The sequence below is a fragment of the Granulicella mallensis genome (assembly GCF_014203225.1).
GTDB lineage: Bacteria > Acidobacteriota > Terriglobia > Terriglobales > Acidobacteriaceae > Granulicella > Granulicella mallensis_A.
This window is the reverse complement of sequence record NZ_JACHIO010000018.1, coordinates 109,855-129,874: the sequence shown is the minus strand read 5'-3', so window position 1 is coordinate 129,874 and position 20,020 is coordinate 109,855. Positions and strand designations below refer to the sequence as shown.

The following is a 20,020-nucleotide window of genomic DNA, read 5'->3' as shown; positions in this document are numbered from 1 at the left end:
TTCTCCGTCAGCACATGGCCTAGATAGCAGGGCACTGCCGTCATCGAGGCGCTCTTCTTGTACAGCCGCGAGTCCGGATCGGTGCTCGACTCATGCGTGTCGCGCTTCAACTTGCGCCCCCGTGCTCCTGTGCCCCGCTGGGGCGGATCGCACTTCTCCTTGAAGCTGCGACGGTTGGCCCAGGCCTGGATCAGCGTGCCATCCACCGTGAAGTGCTCCTGGGAGAGCAACTGCTTGGCATGGGCCTGCTCCAGCACCGCCAGCAACAACCGTTCCGACACCTCGCCCGCGATCAGACGCTGCCGGTTCTTGGTGAACACCGTCACGTCCCAGATCGGGTCGTCCATGTTCAGACCCACGAACCAACGGAACAAAAGGTTGTAGTTCAACTGCTCCATCAACTGCCGCTCCGAGCGCACCGAGTACAGCGCCTGCAGCAACAGCGCCCGCACCAGCTTCTCCGGCGCTATCGAAGGCCGCCCCCCAGACGCATATAGCTTGTCGAAGTGACCCGAAAGACCCTCCAGAGCCTCGTCCAACATCTTCCGTATCGACCGCAAAGGATGGTCCGACGCTATCCGGGCCTCCGCACTCACATAACTAAAAACTCCAAACTGCTGCTTATCGTCGCCACGCATCTCTCTTCAATAATTTAATCAATAGAGAAGCGCAACTCCCTTTTTTCCGCAACCTGTGAAGCCATGCCCTTTCGATCCTTGCCACAGCATGCTATTTGTCTCTGCCATACATCTCGACCAACTCGATGCTCACTGCATCTAATGGGTTCGGAGGCCTGAAGCTTGAGCGGGAAGAGAATGGTAGTCACGCATCTTTGCTTTCATCGCAGGAGATGGGGCACCTTCTTCCTGCTGCTGACCCTGGCCGCGCTTTCTGTTCCAACGCATTCTCAGCAGCCTGCCACGACTCGCTCACAGAGTTCCCAACGGACTCGCCTCATCCTCAAAGACGGAAGCTATCAGCTGGTGCTGAGCTATAAGGTCTCAGGCGATGTCGTGCAGTATCGCAGCGCCGAGCGCAATGGTGAGACCGAAGACATCCCGCTTGCCCTGGTAGATCTTCCCGCGACAGCGAAGTGGGCCCAGGAACATGGAGCAGGCGCAACGCAGGACAGGCCGGTATTGAGCCCTGAGCTGGCCAGGGAAGAGGCGGACCGGGCTACGCGCACTCCCGAGGTGGCTCCCGGCCTGCGACTGCCGGAGGAGCTCAGCGTGCTGGCGCTCGACACCTTCAACAGTGCTCCGGAGTTGATCCCCCTCGTGCAGCAGGGCGGCGACCTGAATAAGGAGACTGCGCATAATGTGCTGAAAGCGGCGATCAATCCAGCGTCCAGTCCGCATCGCCTCCTGGATATCCCAGGCGATCACTCGGATGTTCAATTGCACGTCGCTGCTCCTGTCTTCTATGTCAGGCTGGGGAGCGACGATTCCGCAGACGCCGATTCGGGGACGATCACCGTCGATACGCATGGAGCCTCAGGGCGTGAGACACCTGCGGGCGGTGCAGAGAAGAGCGGCTATAAGATCGAGCGCCTGAGTGTTCTGGGTGACATGCGCGTGCTGAACAGCTTCCGTCCCGGACTGGTGAATTCAAAGCGGCAGCCTGACGTGATCGAAGTTCATGCGGAGACGCTCACCGGCGGCCATTGGCTGAAGCTCTCACCGGCAGCTCCGCTGGAGGTTGGCGAGTATGCGCTGGTCGAGGTGTTGTCGGATCAGGAGGTCAACCTGGGGATATGGGACTTCGGCGTACATCCGGCGGCGCATGACAATGCTGAGGCCATAAGGCCTGTACCCAAGCGGGCAGCAGCACTGAAGGGTCGTCCCTAGTTCTCAGATTCATTGCATGGAAAAAGCCCCACGCGACTGTCGCGTGGGGCTTTTTACAGGGAACAGGGAGGAGAGTTTACTTCTGGTTCTGGGTCTTGATCTCGACGGTGACGTTTGCCGAGACGGGGCGGTTGTTGAACATGGCCGGCTTGAAGCGGTACTGGTTCACAGCTTCGAGGGTCTTCGCGTCCAACTCGGCGCCTGCTGACTTGGCAATGACCAGGTTGTGCGGGATGCCCTGTGCGTCGACGGTGAGATGAACCTTGACGTCGCTATCGACGGAAGCCTGCTCAAGAGGTACGAGTGTTCCGACCACGTGGACGAGCACAGGAGACGCCGGCTCGATCGACTGATTGCTGCCGTTCATCGTGTAGGAGAGCGTACCACCCTGGCGCAATGCGGCCTCGGTGAAGCTCGGATCTACGTCTGCCTGAATGTACTCATGGGCAGGACGCACGATGTGGGTGTTGGGAGCAGGAGCAGGTGCCGGTGCAACAGCGGCTGCTACGGCAGGGCGAACAAAGCTGATGGGCTGAACGGTGGCATTGGCCTGGAGGTTCGCCGAAGGGGTGCTGACCTGGGCGTGGGCCAAAACGGGAAGCAGGGCGAGAGACGCTACTACTAGAACTTGGCGCATGATGAAATCTCCTTTAAGCCAAAAGTGCTCAACACCACCTTAAATTGTTCGATGTGCGATTGTCAACAATTTTCTTCAGGCGAATTTGTTTGCCCAAGGTGATGGGGTTTTGGCTGGAAATTGAGGGGTTGTGGGAGGAGGAGTCTGTTTTTGATCGCGGGTAGGGGCAGTGTCTTTTGTCGTTGCTTGTTTTTCGCCGTCATCCTGAGCCGTAGGCGAAGGACCCCCGCATTGGGGCTACCCTTGCAGTTCGTCGCCACACCAAAATGCGGGGGTCCTTCAGCTTCGCTTCAGGATGACGACGAAAAACAAACAACGGCAATGCCCAAAGCTGTGGTCGGCCTTCTCATGTTCCTGGCGGAACAAAAACTCGGCACCCACAGCCTATGAGTTGAATTTCATTGGTAGCGCGAACGCACGCATCACTCAGAAACCACTCAACCGCCGATGTGCACCATACTGCGGGAGGGCTTCAGGAAGCCGGGTTCGCCAATGTGATGGCGAGCTTCCTTGCGTTCGATGACGCGGTGAATCCACGAGCGCATGTCCTCGTCGGAGGCGCCGCGATGCATCAATCCGATGAGATCGTGATCGCTCTGGGAGAAAAGGCAGGTGCGTACCTTGCCGTCGGAAGTAAGGCGCACACGGCTGCAGTGACCGCAGAACGGCCGCGAGACCGGTGCAATGATGCCGATCTCGCCGCGGCCATCTTCGAAGGTGAAGCGGCGCGCGGTCTCGCTGATGTGATTGGGCGGCAGTTCAACCAGAGGACGCACGGCGTTGAGACGCGTGACGATCTCTTCCATGGGGATGACGGTCTCGGGAGCCCACGTCCTGCCCTCTTCAAGCGGCATGAACTCGATGAAGCGAACGATGACGCCTTCGTTCCGCGAGAACTCCGCGAAGGCCTCGATCTGCGAGTCGTTGAAGCCGCGCATGAGAACGCAGTTCACCTTGACGGGCCCAAGCCCGGCGTCCTGCGCTGCGCGGATGCCGTCGCGCACGCGCTCGAAGCTGCCGGGAACGCGGGTGATCCGGGTAAAGGTCTCGGGGTCGACTGCGTCCATGCTCACGGTGATGCGGCTCAGACCGGCTTCGCGCAGGAGACGAGCCAGCGGCGCGAGCAGATGTCCGTTGGTGGTCAGGGCGATGTCTAAAGGGGCATCCGAGAAGGCGGGACGAAGCTGGGCGGTCTCGCGGATGAGATCCAGCAGGCCCTGGCGCAGCAGCGGTTCGCCGCCGGTAAGCCGAATCTTTTCAATGCCCAGGGAGACGAAGACCCGCAGGATGCGGGTGTAGTCCACAATCGGAAGCTCGGAGTACTGAGCACCCTCTTCGCCGGTTCGGCAGTAGACGCAGCGATAGTTGCAGCGGTCGGTGACGGAGAGCCGGAGATCGGTGATGGTGCGGTTGTGGCTATCGCGCAGACGTCCGTCAAGGAGAGCCGTAGCCGGCTGTTCAGACCCGAGGATGGGAAGCAAGCGCATACTCAACGATACGCTTTTCGCTTTGATCTCCGCTGACTGCTGCTGCCGAACTAAATGCCTACGCCGAATTCGACGTCCTGGATCTCGTCGCCGGAGTGCGCATAGAAGTCATAGGGGGTACGGCGGTTGAACTTGTGGCGCTGACGCAGTTCGCGGCCCACCACGACTCCGATGGCCAGCGCTGTGACGCCCGCCGAAACCCAGCCAATGTTGCGCAGGATGTGGTGGTCATTACGAGAGCGAAGACTCACGGTCTCTTCGACCTGGTTCCCGAGTTTGCGGAGCGAACGATACAGCCTCATGGCTTGCATGATAGCGCAGCGAGTGCCTGTTTGTGTAACGCGGTACCTGTGGCAAAACGTAGGAGTGACCCTGGAAGGTCAACAACGCCAGCGAGCAGAAAGCTCGTTTAGCTTTTGCTGGCGGTAGAAGGCGCGGCCGGCGCTGCGGCGGGAGCCGCTGCCGGAGCCGGGGTCGAGGCGGCAGGAGTTGCCGGAGCCGCAGAGCTCGAATCCGAGGCTGTGGATGTTGAGGAGTCTCCGCCTGCTGCCGCGGGTTTAGCCGAGGCATAGCCGTCCTTGTACCACCCACCGCCTTTGAAGGAGATGGCCGCAGCCGTGATGGTGCGTGCGAGTGGGCCGCCGCAGTGGGGGCAGACGGTCAGTTCGGGGTCTGAGAACTTCTGGATCTTCTCGGTGCGACGATGGCACTGGCTGCACTCATACTCGTAAAGCGGCATTGCGGGTTTCCTTGCTGGTTCGGTTGAGTCTCTAGGATACAACTGCATCCGTCAGGCCAATTCTAGAAGAGCGCTTCCAGTCTGCGAATCGTGGTGAGGGTTTCGCCGAGGGCCGGTTTCCCGACCTCTTTTTCGAATTCTTTCTGAAGCTTGTCAAAGGCCGCGATGACATGGAGAGCGCACTTCTTGCCCTGCGGCTTCAGGGTGAGCTGGTAGGCCCTGGCATCCTCCGGGTCGATCTTTCGCTGCAGCAATCCCTTGGCCTCCAGCGAGGAGACGCAGTGGCTCACGTTGCCGCGCGTCATGCCAAAGGTCTCGGCAAGCTCCGAGGGTTTGATGGACGCAGGCGCTTCGAAGAAGATCGCTGTGAGCACCAGGCCTTCGAGGAAGCTGAGACCGTCAGCCGCAAGCACCTGGGCGGCCAGGGCGTTGAACCGCCGCGCCGCGCGGCTGATCGCGAACATGGGGCTTTCGGCGAGGAAGGCATCGATGCGCATCGTAAGTGGATTTAGTTTACAGGATCAACTATCAAGGTCGATACGAAACCATCGTTGTATTGCGGGAGAGCAACAAGCAGGATGAAGAGGTCCCAAGGAGTGATTGGAATTGATGATTCGCCTGCGTTACCTTCCCGTGGTCTTTGTTGCCGTACTGCCTCTGTGTGCGCAGCAGGCTCCCCAGCCGCAAACGCCCCCGGCCATTCAGCCGGTTAGCACGACTGTGGTTGTTCTCGGAGATGTAGAACCGGTAAGCCTTGGCGAATCAGCCCATACCGTTGTGACGCTCGATGCCTCGGAGCATCCACTGGCCTCGCAGGACATCGAGGACTATCTGCGCACGGACTCTTCGGTCGACATCCAGCAGCGTGCCGGTGCAGGCGTGATGGCGGACATCTCATTGCGCGGTGCTTCGTTCGAGCAGACGCTGGTGCTGCTCAACGGGTTGCGCATGGACAGCGTGGAGACCTCGCACTTCAATCTCGATCTGCCCGTTCCTCTGGCCGCCTTGGGGAATATCGACATCCTGCATGGAGCGGGATCGACGCTTTACGGCTCGGACGCAATTGGTGGAGTCGTTGATTTCACGACCTGGGAGCCGGATGTCACCTCGCTGCGCATTCGCGGGGGAGCGGGCAGCTATGGCGAAGACGAAGAGGGCCTGCTGGGATCGGTGGTGGGCAAGCGTTGGAGCGAGGTGATTGCGGGTGATCGCGAACGCTCGACGGGGTTCATCTACGACCGCGACTACAGGACCGAGGACGCGAGCACCGAGACGAGATTCAAGACCGCTCTGGGAGCGAGCGATCTGCTCTTTGCCGGGAACGACCGCGCGTATGGAGCGAATCAGTTCTATGGCAACTACAACTCGTGGGAGCGGACCAAGGGATGGTTTGCTGCGCTGACGCAGAAGTTCGACGAGCATACGGCGGCTGACGTGGCCTATCGGCGGCACTCGGACATCTATGTGCTGCTGCGCGACGATCCGGCTTACTACAAGAATCAGCACATCGACGATGGCTTCGAAGGCGATGTGCGGGAGACGCGTGAGATCTTCAAGAACACCACGCTGCTCGCCGGTCTGGAAGAGACGACCGACCAGATTGCGAGCACGAACCTCGGTTACCACGGACGCAACAGCGGCGCGGGTTATGGCGAAGTGAGCTGGCGTGTTCCGGGACGCTGGTCGATCGAGGGCGGTCTGCGTGAGCAGATCTTCAGCGGCGGCAGAGCGGTAGCGAGCCCGATGGCTGCGGGCACGTTTTGGCTGCCGGAGTCCCTCAAGTTGCATGGCTCGGTAGAGCATGGATTCCGCATTCCCACCTATCTCGATCTCTACTACAGCGATCCCACCACGCTGGGCGATCCCAACCTGAAGCCGGAGTCTGTATGGAACTACGAGGGCGGAGTGGATTGGTATCCCGCAGGCCGTGTCTCGGCGACCCTCACAGCTTTTTATTCGGCGCAGAAAAATACGGTTGATTACACAAGGGCTTCTCCCGCCGATCTATGGCAGGCGACCAATATTCCTTCGCTGCACTTTACCGGTATTGAAAGCTCTCTGAACTGGAGGCTGAATGGCAGCCAGCAGTTGAAGCTGAGCTGGACGCTGCTCAAGGGAACGCAAGGCTCGCTGCACGGATTGGAGTCGGAGTCGGTCTTCGACTACCCCGTCAACAACGGCCGCGCGGAGTGGACCTGGAGCCTGAAGCATGGGCTGCTGCTGCAATCGCGGCTGGGAGTGGTGGAGCGCTACACGCAGGCGCCCGCGCCTCCACAGGCTCCCTATGCGGTGTGGGATGTGTCGGTGGTGCGCGAAGTAGGACGATTCCGGCCTTATCTCCAGATGACGAACCTGGCCAATACCGGCTACCAGGAGATCGCCAATGTGCAGATGCAGGGGCGCAGCTTTGTGGGCGGGATCGAGTTTGTGTTTTCGCACAAGCGGTGAAGGTGAAATCTGGCAGTGAATCTGCACGGCACGATTGCTTCCACGTGCGTCTTCGCCGTATCCTCGCCTCAGATGGACTTCGCAAACAAGAAAAAGTTCGACCTGAACCAGAGCGGCCGCAAGAGCTCCGAGGCGGAGCGTCTCGTCTCGGCTGGACAGGTCGAGGACGACTCGGCCTTTGAACTGAAGCTGCGGCCCAAGTGGCTGGCGGAGTTCATCGGGCAGGAGAAGGCCAAGGAACAGTTGGCCATCGCACTGGAAGCGGCCAAGTCGCGCGGCGAGGCGCTCGACCACGTGTTGCTGTTCGGGCCTCCGGGGCTGGGCAAGACGACGCTTGCGACCATCATCGCGAACGAGCTGGGGGTTGGATACCAGCAGACCAGCGGTCCGGCGCTGCAGATCCAGGGTGACCTTACCGCTATCCTGACGAACCTGCGCGAGAAGCAGGTGCTGTTTCTGGATGAGATCCATCGTCTGCAGCCGGTGCTCGAAGAGAAGCTTTATACGGCGCTCGAGGACTACCAGATGGACATCATCATCGGGCAGGGGCCTGCGGCGCGCACGCACACGCTGGAGATCAAGCCGTTCACCTTTGTCGCGGCGACGACGCGGCCCGGCCTGCTCAGCTCGCCGCTGCGTTCGCGCTTCGGGATTCTGCTGCGGCTGGAGTTCTACACCGACGACGAACTGCGGTTTGTCGTCGAACGCTCGGCCGAGGTGCTCGGTGTGCCTATCGACCACGACGGTGCGGCGGAGATTGCGATGCGTTCGCGGGGAACACCGAGAATCGCCAACAGGCTGCTGCGGCGCGTTCGCGACTATGCGCAGGTAAGGGCGTCAGGCAAGATCGATCGCGAGACCGCCATGGCCGCGCTGAAGATGCTGGAGGTGGACGCGCACGGCTTCGATGAGCTCGACCGCCGGCTGCTGCGGACCATCATCGAGAAGTACGATGGCGGACCGGTGGGGTTGAATACGCTGGCTGCGGCACTGGCTGAAGAGCAGGATGCGCTGGAAGAGGTCTATGAGCCGTTCCTGATCCAGATCGGATTTCTGGATCGCACGCCGCGTGGGCGTGTGGCGACGCGGTTGGCGTATGAGCACCTGGGGATTGAGATGCCGCGTAAGCCGACCTTGTTCGGGTAGAGAGGCAAAGCTGATTGGACGAATGCGCTTTTTGCTTTTGCTTTTCTTGTTGTCATTCCGAGCGCAGCGAGTGAACCTGCTGTCTCCCGTTCTTCGTCCGTACTGTCCAGAAAATAGGGGTGAAACCAAGAAGGCTGTAGCTTGTACCGGCATGAGTTAAAAGCGGGAGAAAGCAGGTTCGCTCGCTGCGCTCGGAATGACAACAAGAAAGCAAAGGCCGATCTGAGTTACTCCTGGCATCGGAGATGAAACCGTTCTATAACGCTTTTGCCAACACCCCATGAACCGCAACGAGTCGTGCCTCAGCCTCTTCACGCGAGAGCGATAACCTCTGCATCACAATGGCTGTCTTCACATCCTCACCCGCTTCTTCCAGAAGCCTTGTAGCTCGTTCCATATCGCATCCAGTAGCCGCGGCGATGATGCGATGCGCACGGTCGACGAGTTTCGCATTGGTGGGCCGAACGTTGACCATCAGGTTGCCGAAGGTTGTGCCTGTCCGCACCATCACACCCGTCGAGAGCATGTTGAGCACGAGCTTGGTGGCGGTGCCGGCCTTTAGGCGCGTGCTGCCTGTCAGCACTTCCGGCCCGGTCGCGGGAGTAATGGGAATATCGACCGCCTGAGAGATCGCTGAGCCGGGCACGCAGGTGAGTCCGACCGTCAACGCACCGAGCTTCTTCGCGTGCGCGATAGCCCCGAGCACATAGGGAGTGCGTCCACTGGCCGCGATGCCGACCAATGTATCGTCCTGCGCAAACTTTGCTGCGGCCAGGTCGCGAGCGCCCTCTTCGGGAGAGTCCTCGGAGTGTTCGCTGGAGAGCCGCAGGGCGGAGTCGCCTCCGGCAATCAGCCCCTGCACCAGATCGGCAGAGACGGAGAAGGTTGGTGGGCACTCGCTGGCATCGAGCACACCGAGCCGACCGCTGGTTCCCGCGCCGATGTAGAAGAGCCGTCCGCCGCGGCCGAAGCGCGCTGCGATCTCATCGATGGCCCGCGCGATCTGCGGCAACTCCGCGCGCACGGCACCGGCGACCTTCGCGTCTTCGTCGTTGATGACTTCGAGCATGGCGAGTGTCGGCAGCTCGTCAAGATGCTCGGTGGCAGGATTGCGGGCCTCTGTTAAGAGGGCACCGAGGATGGGTTGGTCAGGGGCTTGCATCCTTTCCATGGTAGAGCGATTTCATTCTTCCCGGGCTTCATAAAATGATGCCGCGTGGTTTTATACGGGGAAACCGCAAGGGTTTTCTCCTTTGAGGAATCCGCTGGAGTCGCTTGTAAACCTGTTGTCTTGTCGATGTGTCAGCATAGAAGAGACATGGATGACGGAGAAAAACAAACTCTAAGCGCGACGGTGGCGTGGCAGTCGCGGGACTTCCGGTTTTATTCGGCGGCACGAGCTCTCGGCACGATGGGTGCGGAGGCGCAATCGGTGGGGGTGGCGTGGCAGGTGTATCAGCTCACGCACTCGGCGCTGGCTCTGGGCTATACCGGCCTCGCGCTCTTTCTTCCCGGGCTGTTCTTTGTGCTGCCTGCGGGGCACGTGGCCGATCGCTACGATCGTCGCAACATCCTGTTGGCCTGTTACTTCCTACAACTAATCGCAACCGGGCTGCTGTTGTGGCTTACGCTGCATGGCATCGGCAGTATCTGGGTGGTGTATGGGATTCTCTTTCTCATCGGGACAGGAAGATGTTTCGCGGGGCCTGCGGCGAGTTCGCTGGTGCCTTCACTGGTGCCCAGGGAACACTTCGTCAACGCCGTGACCTGGGGCGCGAGCATCTTCCAGGTCTCCAATGCTATCGGGCCGATGATGGGTGGGCTGCTGTTTACGGTGGCTCTAAGCAAGCTCTTTGGGGGACAGTACGCGTCCTTTGCGGGAGCGCCCCTGGTCTACTGCTTCACGATCGGCGCGTTTGCGGTGTACCTCGTGCTGATGAGCTTGATTCACCCGCGCGGCGCGGCGGAGAAGAAGGGCTTCACCGTCGAGACGATGCTTGCGGGCCTGCGTTATGTTGCGCAGACGCGACTGCTGCTGGGATCGATCTCGCTGGACCTGTTTGCCGTGTTGCTGGGCGGTGCGGCTTCGCTGATGCCGATCTTCGCATCGGACATTCTGCATGAGGGGCCGCATGGGCTGGGCTTGCTGCGTGCGATGCCGAGCCTCGGCGCGCTGCTTGTTTCCCTGGGCTTGCTGGTCCTGCCGATCAGGCGGCGCGCGGGCAAGACCATGCTGGTGTGCGTAGGAATCTTTGGCGCAGCGACGGTGGTCTTTGGATTGAGCCGCAATCTGTGGCTGAGTTGTGCGGCGTTGTTTGTGATCGGGGCGTCCGACATGATCTCTGTCGTGGTGCGGTCGAGCGTTCTGCAACTGGCCACCCCGCCGGAGATGCGTGGCCGTGTGTCGAGCGTGAACTGGTTGTTCCTCGGCGCATCTAACGAATTTGGAGAGTATGAGAGCGGCTTGACGGCGCACTGGTGGGGCGCTGTCCGAGCCGTAGTCATCGGCGGTATTGGAAGCATGATGGTGACGGGGGTCTGGTCCGTGTTCTTCCCCGCGTTACGTCATGCGGATACTCTGACGGCGGAGAGTCTGATCGCGGTGGAGCAGCAGTTCAGCAGTATGGAGCCGGTGGGTTGAGCGACTTGCGAAGCCCGTTTGCATCACAGAGATAAGTAGTCAGGAGGAAGGGATGGAAAACGGTAAGAAGATTTCAATAGCGGTGACCTTGGCGTTTGTTGTCGCTATTGGTGTGCGTGTGGGGTTGATCTACAAGGCAAACCATGAAGAGATGCCGGTGGCCAAGAATCCCTATGAGAAGACGAAGCTCTCCGCCGACGATATGGTCTTTCTGCGCAAGCAGCGCCCGGATTCGCTGAAGGATGAGCGCGAGCTGATCGGCAAGACGATCTGGATGAGTGCCGGTGGGCAGATGGACTATTACCATTACGCGAGCCATCATGCCGACTATGCGCATCCTGTAGGAACGCTCGAAGGGGCAGAGCCGCTGCTGATCAAGGATGTCTTCGAGCAGGTGCCTCCGAAGGGACGTGCGGTGTCGCGCATCTCGGCTGGCGAGCATCATGTTCTGCTCGCGTTCACGCTGCCGAAGTCAGCCGATCCGAAGGCCGAGTATGCCGTGCCGGTGGGCAACTTCGAGAATGGCAACTACACGTTTCTGAGCGATGAGATCTTCTTCTATGACGATCCGCATGTGCTCTATAAGCACTGGGGACCGGAGATGTGGGCTCATATCGACAAGCATGAGGCCGTGGTGGGCATGAGCGAGAACCAGGCCATGATGTCGCTCGGCCAGGTGATTACGCCGAGCTCGGACTCGACCGGCAATCGCACTGTGACGTACGACAACAGTGGACATCCGATCAAGATCGAGTTCGAGGACAACAAGGCGGTCAAGGTTACACCGGTCGCGAGCTGACACGGGTGCTGCCTTCAGCCGCTAAAGAATCTGACGCAAAGGACGCTAAGAGAAGAGCCAAGTTTCGCCAAGAGAACCGTGGCGAAACTTGGCTCTCTTGGCGTCCTTTGCGTCAAGTTTGTTGTTTTGTTCGCGCTCCGAACTTGCAAGTTGTCAGTCCGGAGATCTAAGTTGTCAGAGCGAAGAAATCTCTTCGACTACAAACAGCGAAGCAGGGAGTTCAGGATGAACAGGCGTGAGGTACTGGTCGGCGGTGCGATGCTGGGGGCCGTGGGATTGCTGGATCGCAGCGCGCTGGCGGCTAAGGCGAAGAATGTACTGGTTGCGAAGACGACTGCGGGCAGGGTGCGCGGCCGCGATGAGGGCGAAGGCATCGTTTGTTTCAAGGGCATCTCGTATGGGCTGGACACCGCGCAGACCCGCTTCGCTGCGCCGAAGCCTCCTGTGCCCTGGGACGACGTTCGCGATGCATTGGAGTGGGGGCCACGAGCTCCGCAGGTTCCGGGGGCTCGTCCCCGGCGTGCGGATGCTGCTGCCATTGCGGAGAGGCCGGGCTATCATCTGCCGCCGGACGAAGGGCCGGAGAGTGAAGACTGTCTGCACCTGAACGTGTGGACGCCGGGTTTGCGCGATGGCAAGAAGCGGCCGGTGATGTTTTATATCCATGGCGGCGCGTACTCGAACGGTACGGTGAATGCGGCACTGTATGACGGCGCTCGGCTGGCGAAGCGTGGCGACGTCGTGGTCGTTACGGTGAATCACCGGCTCAACCTCTTTGGGTATCTGTATCTCGCACAGCTCTTGCCGGGACAGGGCTTTGAGGATTCAGGCAACGCCGGGCAGTTGGATCTCGTGCTCGCGTTGCAGTGGGTGCGCGACAATATCGTCGAGTTTGGCGGCGATCCTTCCCGTGTGATGATCTTTGGGCAGTCTGGCGGCGGAGCCAAGTGCGCAACGCTGATGGCGCAGCCACCGGCGCATGGCTTATTTCATCGCGTGATCTCGATGAGTGGCCAGCAGGTGACCGGAGCCCAGCCGGAACATGCCTCGGAGCGCGCCAAAGCTGTGCTCAAGGTGTTGGGACTGGATACCTCCACTTCCGAAGCTGTAGCGAAGGTGCTGCGCACAGTGCCCACGGCGACGCTGCAGGCCGCGACGCACTCTGGTGGTTACTACGGCCCGGTGACCGACGGCCGCTCGCTTCCGGTCGATCCGTTCTCGCCGACCGATCCGAAGATCTCGGTGGATGTACCGATGATCATGGGCAATATGCACGATGAGACACGTGTGCTGATCGGCGGTAGCCAACCTGCGCTGTTCTCCCTGACGTGGGAGACCTTGCCGGGCGCGCTGGAGAAGAATGCTCCCTACCTGAAGAGCGACACAGTTTCGCTGCCGGTGCCGGAGGTGATTGCGAAGTATCGCGAGTGGCATCCGGAGTACTCGGCCAGCGATGTGTTTTTTGCGGTGACGACGGACTCGCGCTCGTGGCGTGGACAGGTGATTGAAGCTGAACAACGTGCTGCCGATCCTGCCGCGCAGCCGCGCACGTGGGTTTATCAGTTGAACTGGAAGTCTCCGGTGGAGGGTGGACGCTTCGGCGCGCCGCACACGCTGGATATTCCTTTGGCCTTCGATAACGTGGCGGTATCGCCTGGTATGGTGGGCAGCTCCGACGCCGACAAGGCACAGGCGCAACAGATGGTGGAGATCGTCAGCGAGACGTACATCGCCTTCGCGCGCAACGGCAATCCGAATAACCCTCATGCCCCGCAGTGGCCGGCGTACGACCTCAGCCAACGCGCGACGATGATCTTCGATCTGCCTTCGCGGATCGAGGACGATCCGCGCGGGAAAGAGCGGCGGTATCTGGGGCAGGTGCCGTATGTGCAGCCAGGGACGTAGAGAGCAGGAAACAGGAAGTAGGGAGCAGTTCCAAAGAAGCTGTTCCTAAACTCTTCATGGAGCGAGTCTCGTTAAGGGCACGGGTTTACCCGTGCCGTACAAGTCCGCAGTGGCACGCGGCTTTAGCCGCTGAGGTAAAGTCTTCCTCTGCCTGGGTACAGATTCTCGCCGACGCTCTGCCTCATTCCCTCAGGGGCTGAAGCCCAATTTCTGGCAGGGTCCTACGGCACGGGTAAACCCGTGCCCTTAACGAGACTCGCTCCATGAAAAGTTTTGAATAGCTCCAACCGCTACTTCGACCGGAACAGCAACGGCGCAAAGTTGCCGAGATTGTCGCGCCACGTGAGCCAGGTATGCGCTCCTGGAGTCTCAACAGTGGTCACGTCAAAGCCCTTTGTCTTGGCCCAGCTTATGAACTCGCGGTTCGGCGCGATGAGGTGGTCGGTGGTGCCGCAGGCGACCCAGAGCAGGCTCAGGTTTGCTTTCTTAGCGTCGAGACCGGGGATGTGTTCGTTGAAGTGCCGGCCCTCCAGAGCAGAGCTCATCCCGCCGACGTAGGCAAACTGGTCGGGGTGGTTCAGGCCGATGGTGAGGCTCTCCAGCCCTCCCATCGAGAGGCCTGCGATGGCGTGGTGATTGCGGCCTGCAGCGACGTTGTATTCGTGTTCGACCGCAGGGATCACCTCGGCCTCAAGCGCCTGGGAGTAGAGCGAGAGGTTCTCGTCGACCTTGGCGCTATCGTTCCAGACGGAGAAACCGCTGTTCACAAAACTAAGATCGCCATACCCGAGTGGCATCACGACGATCATCGGCACAGCCTTTCCGGAGGCGATCAGGGAATCGAGGATCAGGTCCGCATGGCCGACCGCGGTCCATCCGGTTTCGTTGTCGCTCCAGCCATGCAACAGATAGAGAACGGGGTAGCCGCCCTTGCGTTTGGCGTCATATCCGGGAGGGGTGTAGACCACGTAGGCGTTCTGATTTTCGGGGAGGTTCTTGACGATGTGCGTGGTGTAGATGTGGTGATCGACCCGGCCATGCGGAATGGCGGTCAGTTCCCACGGTGCCGGCGGAGTGCTGGGCACGGTGACGTTATTGCTGAACGAGACATAGTTCGGACGCACGTTGGAGTTGGCGGGATCAAGCTTGGGCGTTCCATCGACCACGAAGGTGTAGCCGTAGATCTCCGGAGGGAGCACTGCTGTCGTAACGGACCAGAGGCCGTTCTCGTCGCGTGTGAGAGGCAGGGGCTTGGGGAAGGCGTCGATCGTAAGAGCGACTTTGGTGGCCGAGCGATCGTCGTAACGGAAGGTGATAGAGCCGTCAGGATTGACCTGGTGTGTAGACGGCTGTTGTGCGAAGGCTGTGACGGAAGCAGCGAGGAGCGTGACAAGTGCGAGCAAGCGAGCCATGTGCGGAAGTGTATCGCTTTTAATGCAGAGAGCGCCGAGGTTTCGCGAAACCTCGGCGCTCTCTGCATTAAAGATTTGTTTAAATCAGCCCGTATTCCTCAGCCCCGCGCTGATCCCGTTGATCGTCGCCGTGATGGCGCGGTCGAGTTCTTCGCTGCTCTCTCCGCCGCGCTTGCGGCGCAGCAGTTCGACCTGCAGGAGGCTCATCGGATCGACATAAGGATTACGCAGGCGGATTGAGTTGCTGAGGACCGTATCGCGCTCCAGCAGTTCGGTCTGACTGGTGACGGCGAGCACCATGCGGCGTGTGCGATCGAACTCGGATTCGAGTGTCGCAAAGACGCGATCGCGCAGGGCCGCGTCCTCGACCAGCGAGGCATAGAGCTTCGCGATGCCGAAGTCGGCCTTGGCCAGGGCCATCTCCACGTTGCGGATCATGTCGAGAAACAGCGGGAAGCTGCGCATCATTCCGCGCAGCAGTTCGAGGCCCTTCGGGTTCTCACTGATAAAGGCTTCCAGCGCATAGCCGACGCCGAAGTACGCCGGAACGACGTGCCGCGACTGCATCCAGCCGAAGACCCACGGAATCGCGCGGAGGTCCGCCATGCTGCGCTGTTTCGAGGCGCTGCCGTCGGTCCGCTTGGCCGGCCGTGAGCCGATGCGGGCGTGCTCCAGTTCGGCGACCGGCGTGGCCTGCTCGAAGTAGGTGAAGATCTCGGGGTTGTCGATGATGTGCTGCTTGTAGAACGCGAACGAGGTCGCGCTGAGTTCGTCGAGCGCGGCCTCCCACTCGGGGAGAATGGCGCCGGTGAGGTGCGCGCTTTCGTCCTTCGCGGCGTGCAGGTCGGGCCGCGCCAGAGCGTCCAGAGAGGCGGCGATCATCAGCTCAAGATTGCGCTCGGCCAGTACGACATCCGAGTACTTCCAGTTGAGCACTTCGCCCTGCTCCGTAATGCGCAGCTCGCCGGTAAAGCTGTCGAGTGGCTGCGCGTAGATCGCGCGATGTGTTGGGCCGCCGCCACGGCCTACTGTGCCGCCACGGCCATGGAAGAGCCGCAGGGTTACGCCGCATTCTCTGGCAACCTCATGCAGTGCGCGATGCGCCTTCCAGATCTCCCAGGTGCTGGCGATCATGCCGCCGTCCTTATTGGAGTCCGAGTAGCCGAGCATGACCTCCTGGCGACCGTTCCACGCGGCCAGCAGGGGCTTGAAGGCTTCGCTCGACCACAGTTCACGGCACACGTCCGGCGCATTGCGCAGGTCTTCGATGGATTCAAACAATGGAACCGGTTGCAGGCCGGGATCGCGTCCTTGTTCGACGTCGCCGCCCTCTACGTGGACATTGCCGAGCCGCGCGAGCCATAGGACCCGAAGGACATCCTGCGCGGTGCTCGCGCCGGAGATGACATACTGCGCGATAGCTTGTGGCGCACGCTGCTTGACCTCGGCAACGCCCTGGAAGGTCGCCAATACTTCTGCTGTCTGTGGCGAAAGCGGAGCGGGGAGTTGCAACGACGCAGTGTTATGCCAGGCGCTCAACTCATCGACGGCCACCTCGTGCACGCGTGCGTGCTGGCGGATGTCCAGTGTCTGCAGGTGCAGGCCGAAGGTGCGTACCTCCAGCAGTAGCGGGTCGATGAAGAGCTGTGCCAGCCGCAGGCCGCGATTGGCCGCGAGCGAATCGCGCAGCAGCGAGAGATCGTCCAGCAGCTCAGCCGCGCTGCGATAGGGCTGCAGCGTTGCATCTCCTGTCAGTCCAAGGTTGCGATGCATCGTTGCCGGTGGCGAACCGCCCAGGCGCAGTGTGATGCACGCGATCATATGGCGCACAGCCTCATACGAGATGTGGTCCTGGATGGTGGCGTGGCCAGCGGCCCTCAACTCCTGCAGGTATTTGTCGAGGCGCGCTTGCAGGGCAACCGAGATGGGTGCCTGATTGGTGGAGGAGGCCAGCTGCTCGAAGACGTCCTGCAACTGCGTGAGGTAGCGGTCGAGCAGCAGCTGCCGTGACATCGCGAGCGAATCACAGGTCGTCTGCGCGGTGACGAACGGGTTGCCGTCGCGGTCGCCGCCGATCCAGGAGCCGAAGCTGACGACCAGCGGAAGCTCGGCGATGGAGGGCTGGCCTTCGTCCGAGGGGAACCCAGCCTCGGAGGGGAACTCGGCAGCGAAGGCGTTGGCGATCTCTTTGTAGAGCACGGGAATCGTGCTGAAGATGGAGGCGTCGTAGTAGTCGAGCCCCATGCGCACTTCGTCGCGTACGGTAGGCCGTGCACTACGCACGTCGTCGGTCTGCCAGAGCGCGGTGATCTCCGCCAGCAGCTCGTTCTCGAGGGCATCGAACTCCGAGGGTGGCAGGAGGATTCCGTCGAGCCTTTCAAGGAGGTCGGAGATGCGGCGGCGCTTGAACATCACGCTGCGTCGGGCGACCTCGGTGGGGTGCGCGGTGAAGATCGGGGTGATGCAGATGTGTCCCAGCAGCCGCAGGGCTTCGTCCCGGGTGATGCCCGTCGCGCGCAACCGGCGCAGTGTTCCGCGCAGGCTGCCGCGCTGCGGTGTCGCCTCGGCATCCAGCAGGGAGGCGCGGCGGCGGCGCTTGCGGTGGTTGGTTTCGGCGAGGTTGATGAGCTCGAAGTAAGAGGCGAAGGCTCGCGCCAGCCGATAGGCCGTTGTGGGATCGGCGGCGGTCTCGTGGGTCAGGGCCTGGGCTTCGTTCAGATGCCGGAGGCCAGCGGCTTCGTCCCCGGTGGCTTCGGCCTCGCGGCGTGCGATGGCGATGCGTCGCAGCGATTCGACGGCGTCGAACAGGGCGTCGCCGGCCTGCTCGCGCAGAACCTGGCCGAGCAGCGTGCCGAGCGAGCGGATGTCGCGGCGCAGAGGGGTTTGTTTCTCGTCGCCAGATCGCGCTTCGAGTTCAGCAAGACGTGCAGGCCAATCAGTCGGTGTCCACAGCGAGGGCATAGTTAATTATGCAATGCCGTTGCATGACTTAGAGAGATCGACCGGCGGTTGTCCCTGCTTTTGTTTCTAACCTTTGTTTCTGAGTCAGGCTGCTAGGCCTTCCGGCGTGCAAACTTCAACCCCGACCAATCCTCGCTCACGGAGCAGACTTTATAGTCCACCAGGCCGCGTGCGAGCGCGGTGTCGCGAACGTGATTCTGGTTGAAACCCGGTTTATGCACGGCTTTGGGATGAATGATCCATGCGGAGGAACCCTCCGGCAGCTGCGTGGCGAGGATGTCCACCGTGGCTTCGAGATCGGCGAGCGATCGGATGAAGCAGAGCGCAAGGAACGTCTTCGCGGTGAGGCGTGTGCTCAGGCGCACGGAAGAAGGCAACTCGCCCAGTGTCTGCTCGAAGCCTTCGGGCGCAGCCAGCAGAGCCACTTCACGCGGTTCCGGGGTTGTCGGCAGAATACCTAGCTTGCGCGGCAACGGCGTGCCGGAGTAGTCGGTACGTTTCTGCGTTGGTTGTGGCATGGCTGAGAGCGATCCGTTGAGCGTAACACCCACGGGTATAACGTGCCAGGCGAGGTGAGGCGTCCTTGGCCTGGGCAGGTTTCTGATGGGGGAGCGTGAAGAAGTTAAAAAAAATTCATTTATAGAGTGCAGAAGTGTGTTTGGCTGGTACGCTCATTCTGCACCGAACTACAAAGGAACGACTCATGGCAATCACTTCTCCTGCATTTTATTTTGTTTTGATTGGTCTTTTGATTGGGGTTGCGACGCTATTGTCGCGCGGTACCAGGCAGGATGCAAAGAAGTTGAACGTTCCGCTGGAGTCGCTGCGCGGGCTGCTGGCGGTCAGCGTGCTGTCCTGTCATGCTCTGGTCTCGTATTTTTCCTTCAAAACAGGAAAGTGGGACCCGCCACCGTCGGCTTTCTTTTCCTATGCCGGAACGGAATCGGTTGAGATGTTCTTCTTCATGAGCGCATTTCTGTTCTGGTCGAAATGCCTGGCAAATAATGGGGTGGGAGGGTACGGCAGCTTCCTGCTAAAGCGCCTTCGCCGGCTGGCCCCGGCATACTATGTTTCGGCGCTGTTGATCGTGTTGGTGGTCCTGGTCCGCACACACTTCCGTATTCTCATCTCTCCGCTGACGTTTCTGGGGCAGTTACTGATGTGGCTCGTATTCATTCCTACGCCAACGATGAACGGGCTGAAGGATGTGCCAAACATCAACGCCTCCGTAACGTGGACGTTGTTTCTTGAGATCCTCTTTTACCTGATGCTGCCCGTGCTGTACCGCATCTTCAAGGGATATCGCATTCTGATCGGGGTCGGAGCGGCGCTGGCCATCTACGCTGCACTGGCGTTGCGTGGCGTCCGAATGTCTTCCGACCCTCACACAACCAGCCCTGTTGCGCTGGGCGTGCTCTTCCTCGATCTCCTCTTCGGCTTTGGCTTTGGATTGGGGTTGTTGCTGGCGTTCGTGTTCAAGACATGCCCCCCGGAGTGGCTTGCCGTGCTGCGGCAGAGGCGGTGGACTCCCATCGCTCTGCTGTGCCTGGCGGCTCCCATGCTTTTGAAGGTGAAGTACTACGATGCGCCGCAGTTCTTGTTTGTGATTGTCTTTTTTGCCTTTGTGGCGGCAGGAAACGACTTCTTCGGTTTCCTTTCGCTGCGTGGGGTGTTCCTGCTGGGAACGGTAAGCTACAGCTTCTACCTGACGCATGGCATTGTGCTGTACGTGCTCTCGCACGGATTGGACCATTGGGTCCCGATTGTCTCTCTCTCTCCGCTGCGATATTGGGGCTTGATTGGCGTGGTCGGTATCGCGACGACCTGTCTGGCGACGCTGCTGTACCACAACGTCGAAGTCAAGTTTATGCATCAGCGATCTGCTTTGGCGCATGCGGTGACGAAGGACGAGACAGCTCAAGAAGCGGTTGTCGTGGCACAGGAGTCCGCTGCGACATAAACGGTTTCTTTTCGCGTACGACGAAGTGCAGGTCGTCA

General features: G+C 60.5%; 17 protein-coding genes. 7 read left to right on the top strand and 10 right to left on the bottom strand.

Translation table 11 applies throughout. The annotated features are described in order from the left end of the window. The coding region (locus HDF15_RS19505; protein ID WP_184258570.1) for an IS5 family transposase at positions 1-638 on the bottom strand (638 nt) is incomplete at its 3' end. Between the two features lie 162 nt (positions 639-800). Here HDF15_RS19505 and HDF15_RS19500 point away from each other — a divergent pair. Then, the gene (locus HDF15_RS19500) at positions 801-1,847 is read left to right on the top strand and encodes a hypothetical protein (protein WP_260331189.1); all 1,047 of its coding nucleotides are present in this window, start codon (positions 801-803) and stop codon (positions 1,845-1,847) included. 76 nt (positions 1,848-1,923) lie between these two features. On the opposite strand, the gene HDF15_RS19495 is transcribed toward HDF15_RS19500, so the two are convergent. From HDF15_RS19495 to HDF15_RS19475, 5 genes are all read right to left on the bottom strand, one after another. Beyond that, positions 1,924-2,484: an energy transducer TonB gene (locus tag HDF15_RS19495; protein WP_184258568.1), complete on the bottom strand. Its 561-nt coding sequence runs from the start codon at positions 2,482-2,484 to the stop codon at positions 1,924-1,926. A gap of 437 nt (positions 2,485-2,921) precedes the next feature. Continuing rightward, complete coding sequence (moaA, locus tag HDF15_RS19490) at positions 2,922-3,971, bottom strand: GTP 3',8-cyclase MoaA (RefSeq protein ID WP_184258566.1); 1,050 nt, start codon at positions 3,969-3,971, stop codon at positions 2,922-2,924. Between the two features lie 50 nt (positions 3,972-4,021). Then, positions 4,022-4,222, bottom strand: coding sequence for a hypothetical protein (locus HDF15_RS19485; RefSeq protein WP_044177639.1), 201 nt, complete (start codon positions 4,220-4,222; stop codon positions 4,022-4,024). Positions 4,223-4,380: 158 nt separating this feature from the next. Then, complete coding sequence (locus tag HDF15_RS19480; RefSeq protein WP_184258564.1) at positions 4,381-4,710, bottom strand: FmdB family zinc ribbon protein; 330 nt, start codon at positions 4,708-4,710, stop codon at positions 4,381-4,383. A gap of 62 nt (positions 4,711-4,772) precedes the next feature. Then, a complete protein-coding gene (locus HDF15_RS19475) occupies positions 4,773-5,207 on the bottom strand; it encodes a MarR family winged helix-turn-helix transcriptional regulator (RefSeq protein WP_184258562.1) in 435 nt (144 codons plus the stop codon). Positions 5,208-5,319: 112 nt separating this feature from the next. On the opposite strand from HDF15_RS19475, the gene HDF15_RS19470 reads away from it, so the two are divergent. Further along, positions 5,320-7,158: a TonB-dependent siderophore receptor gene (locus tag HDF15_RS19470; protein WP_184258560.1), complete on the top strand. Its 1,839-nt coding sequence runs from the start codon at positions 5,320-5,322 to the stop codon at positions 7,156-7,158. Positions 7,159-7,230: 72 nt separating this feature from the next. Then, the gene (ruvB, locus tag HDF15_RS19465) at positions 7,231-8,304 is read left to right on the top strand and encodes a Holliday junction branch migration DNA helicase RuvB (RefSeq protein WP_184258584.1); all 1,074 of its coding nucleotides are present in this window, start codon (positions 7,231-7,233) and stop codon (positions 8,302-8,304) included. A gap of 256 nt (positions 8,305-8,560) precedes the next feature. Here the strand turns inward: ruvB and murQ are convergent, their stop codons facing one another. Continuing rightward, positions 8,561-9,475, bottom strand: a complete 915-nt coding sequence (gene murQ, locus HDF15_RS19460; RefSeq protein WP_184258558.1) for an N-acetylmuramic acid 6-phosphate etherase — start codon at positions 9,473-9,475, stop codon at positions 8,561-8,563. Between the two features lie 147 nt (positions 9,476-9,622). Here murQ and HDF15_RS19455 point away from each other — a divergent pair, with 147 nt between their 5' ends. The 3 genes from HDF15_RS19455 (at position 9,623) to HDF15_RS19445 (ending at position 13,649) form a co-directional block, all read left to right on the top strand. Then, the gene (locus HDF15_RS19455) at positions 9,623-10,945 is read left to right on the top strand and encodes an MFS transporter (RefSeq protein ID WP_184258556.1); all 1,323 of its coding nucleotides are present in this window, start codon (positions 9,623-9,625) and stop codon (positions 10,943-10,945) included. Between the two features lie 52 nt (positions 10,946-10,997). After that, positions 10,998-11,744: a hypothetical protein gene (locus HDF15_RS19450; protein WP_184258554.1), complete on the top strand. Its 747-nt coding sequence runs from the start codon at positions 10,998-11,000 to the stop codon at positions 11,742-11,744. A 225-nt stretch (positions 11,745-11,969) separates the two neighbouring features. Next, positions 11,970-13,649, top strand: coding sequence for a carboxylesterase/lipase family protein (locus HDF15_RS19445; protein WP_184258552.1), 1,680 nt, complete (start codon positions 11,970-11,972; stop codon positions 13,647-13,649). 290 nt (positions 13,650-13,939) lie between these two features. Here HDF15_RS19445 and HDF15_RS19440 read toward each other — a convergent pair whose 3' ends face one another. The 3 genes from HDF15_RS19440 to HDF15_RS19430 all read right to left on the bottom strand — a co-directional run bounded on the left by HDF15_RS19440 (position 13,940) and on the right by HDF15_RS19430 (position 18,540). Further along, a complete protein-coding gene (locus HDF15_RS19440) occupies positions 13,940-15,061 on the bottom strand; it encodes an esterase family protein (protein ID WP_184258550.1) in 1,122 nt (373 codons plus the stop codon). Positions 15,062-15,145: 84 nt separating this feature from the next. Beyond that, a complete protein-coding gene (ppc, locus tag HDF15_RS19435; protein WP_184258548.1) occupies positions 15,146-18,022 on the bottom strand; it encodes a phosphoenolpyruvate carboxylase in 2,877 nt (958 codons plus the stop codon). A gap of 92 nt (positions 18,023-18,114) precedes the next feature. Further along, entirely contained in the window at positions 18,115-18,540 is a 426-nt protein-coding gene (locus HDF15_RS19430) for a DUF3052 family protein (protein WP_184258546.1), read from the bottom strand. A 185-nt stretch (positions 18,541-18,725) separates the two neighbouring features. On the opposite strand from HDF15_RS19430, the gene HDF15_RS19425 reads away from it, so the two are divergent. Continuing rightward, entirely contained in the window at positions 18,726-19,982 is a 1,257-nt protein-coding gene (locus tag HDF15_RS19425; protein WP_184258544.1) for an acyltransferase, read from the top strand. The last annotated feature ends 38 nt before the right edge of the window (positions 19,983-20,020 follow it).

Coding starts and splice junctions, on each gene's coding strand:
- HDF15_RS19495 (WP_184258568.1), bottom strand. CDS start 2,484: ATGCGCCAAGTTCTAGTAGTAGCGTCTCTCGCCCTGCTTCCCGTTTTG.
- moaA (WP_184258566.1), bottom strand. CDS start 3,971: ATGCGCTTGCTTCCCATCCTCGGGTCTGAACAGCCGGCTACGGCTCTC.
- HDF15_RS19480 (WP_184258564.1), bottom strand. CDS start 4,710: ATGCCGCTTTACGAGTATGAGTGCAGCCAGTGCCATCGTCGCACCGAG.
- HDF15_RS19475 (WP_184258562.1), bottom strand. CDS start 5,207: ATGCGCATCGATGCCTTCCTCGCCGAAAGCCCCATGTTCGCGATCAGC.
- HDF15_RS19470 (WP_184258560.1), top strand. CDS start 5,320: ATGATTCGCCTGCGTTACCTTCCCGTGGTCTTTGTTGCCGTACTGCCT.
- ruvB (WP_184258584.1), top strand. CDS start 7,231: ATGGACTTCGCAAACAAGAAAAAGTTCGACCTGAACCAGAGCGGCCGC.
- murQ (WP_184258558.1), bottom strand. CDS start 9,475: ATGGAAAGGATGCAAGCCCCTGACCAACCCATCCTCGGTGCCCTCTTA.
- HDF15_RS19455 (WP_184258556.1), top strand. CDS start 9,623: ATGGATGACGGAGAAAAACAAACTCTAAGCGCGACGGTGGCGTGGCAG.
- HDF15_RS19450 (WP_184258554.1), top strand. CDS start 10,998: ATGGAAAACGGTAAGAAGATTTCAATAGCGGTGACCTTGGCGTTTGTT.
- HDF15_RS19445 (WP_184258552.1), top strand. CDS start 11,970: ATGAACAGGCGTGAGGTACTGGTCGGCGGTGCGATGCTGGGGGCCGTG.
- HDF15_RS19440 (WP_184258550.1), bottom strand. CDS start 15,061: ATGGCTCGCTTGCTCGCACTTGTCACGCTCCTCGCTGCTTCCGTCACA.
- ppc (WP_184258548.1), bottom strand. CDS start 18,022: ATGCCCTCGCTGTGGACACCGACTGATTGGCCTGCACGTCTTGCTGAA.
- HDF15_RS19430 (WP_184258546.1), bottom strand. CDS start 18,540: ATGCCACAACCAACGCAGAAACGTACCGACTACTCCGGCACGCCGTTG.
- HDF15_RS19425 (WP_184258544.1), top strand. CDS start 18,726: ATGGCAATCACTTCTCCTGCATTTTATTTTGTTTTGATTGGTCTTTTG.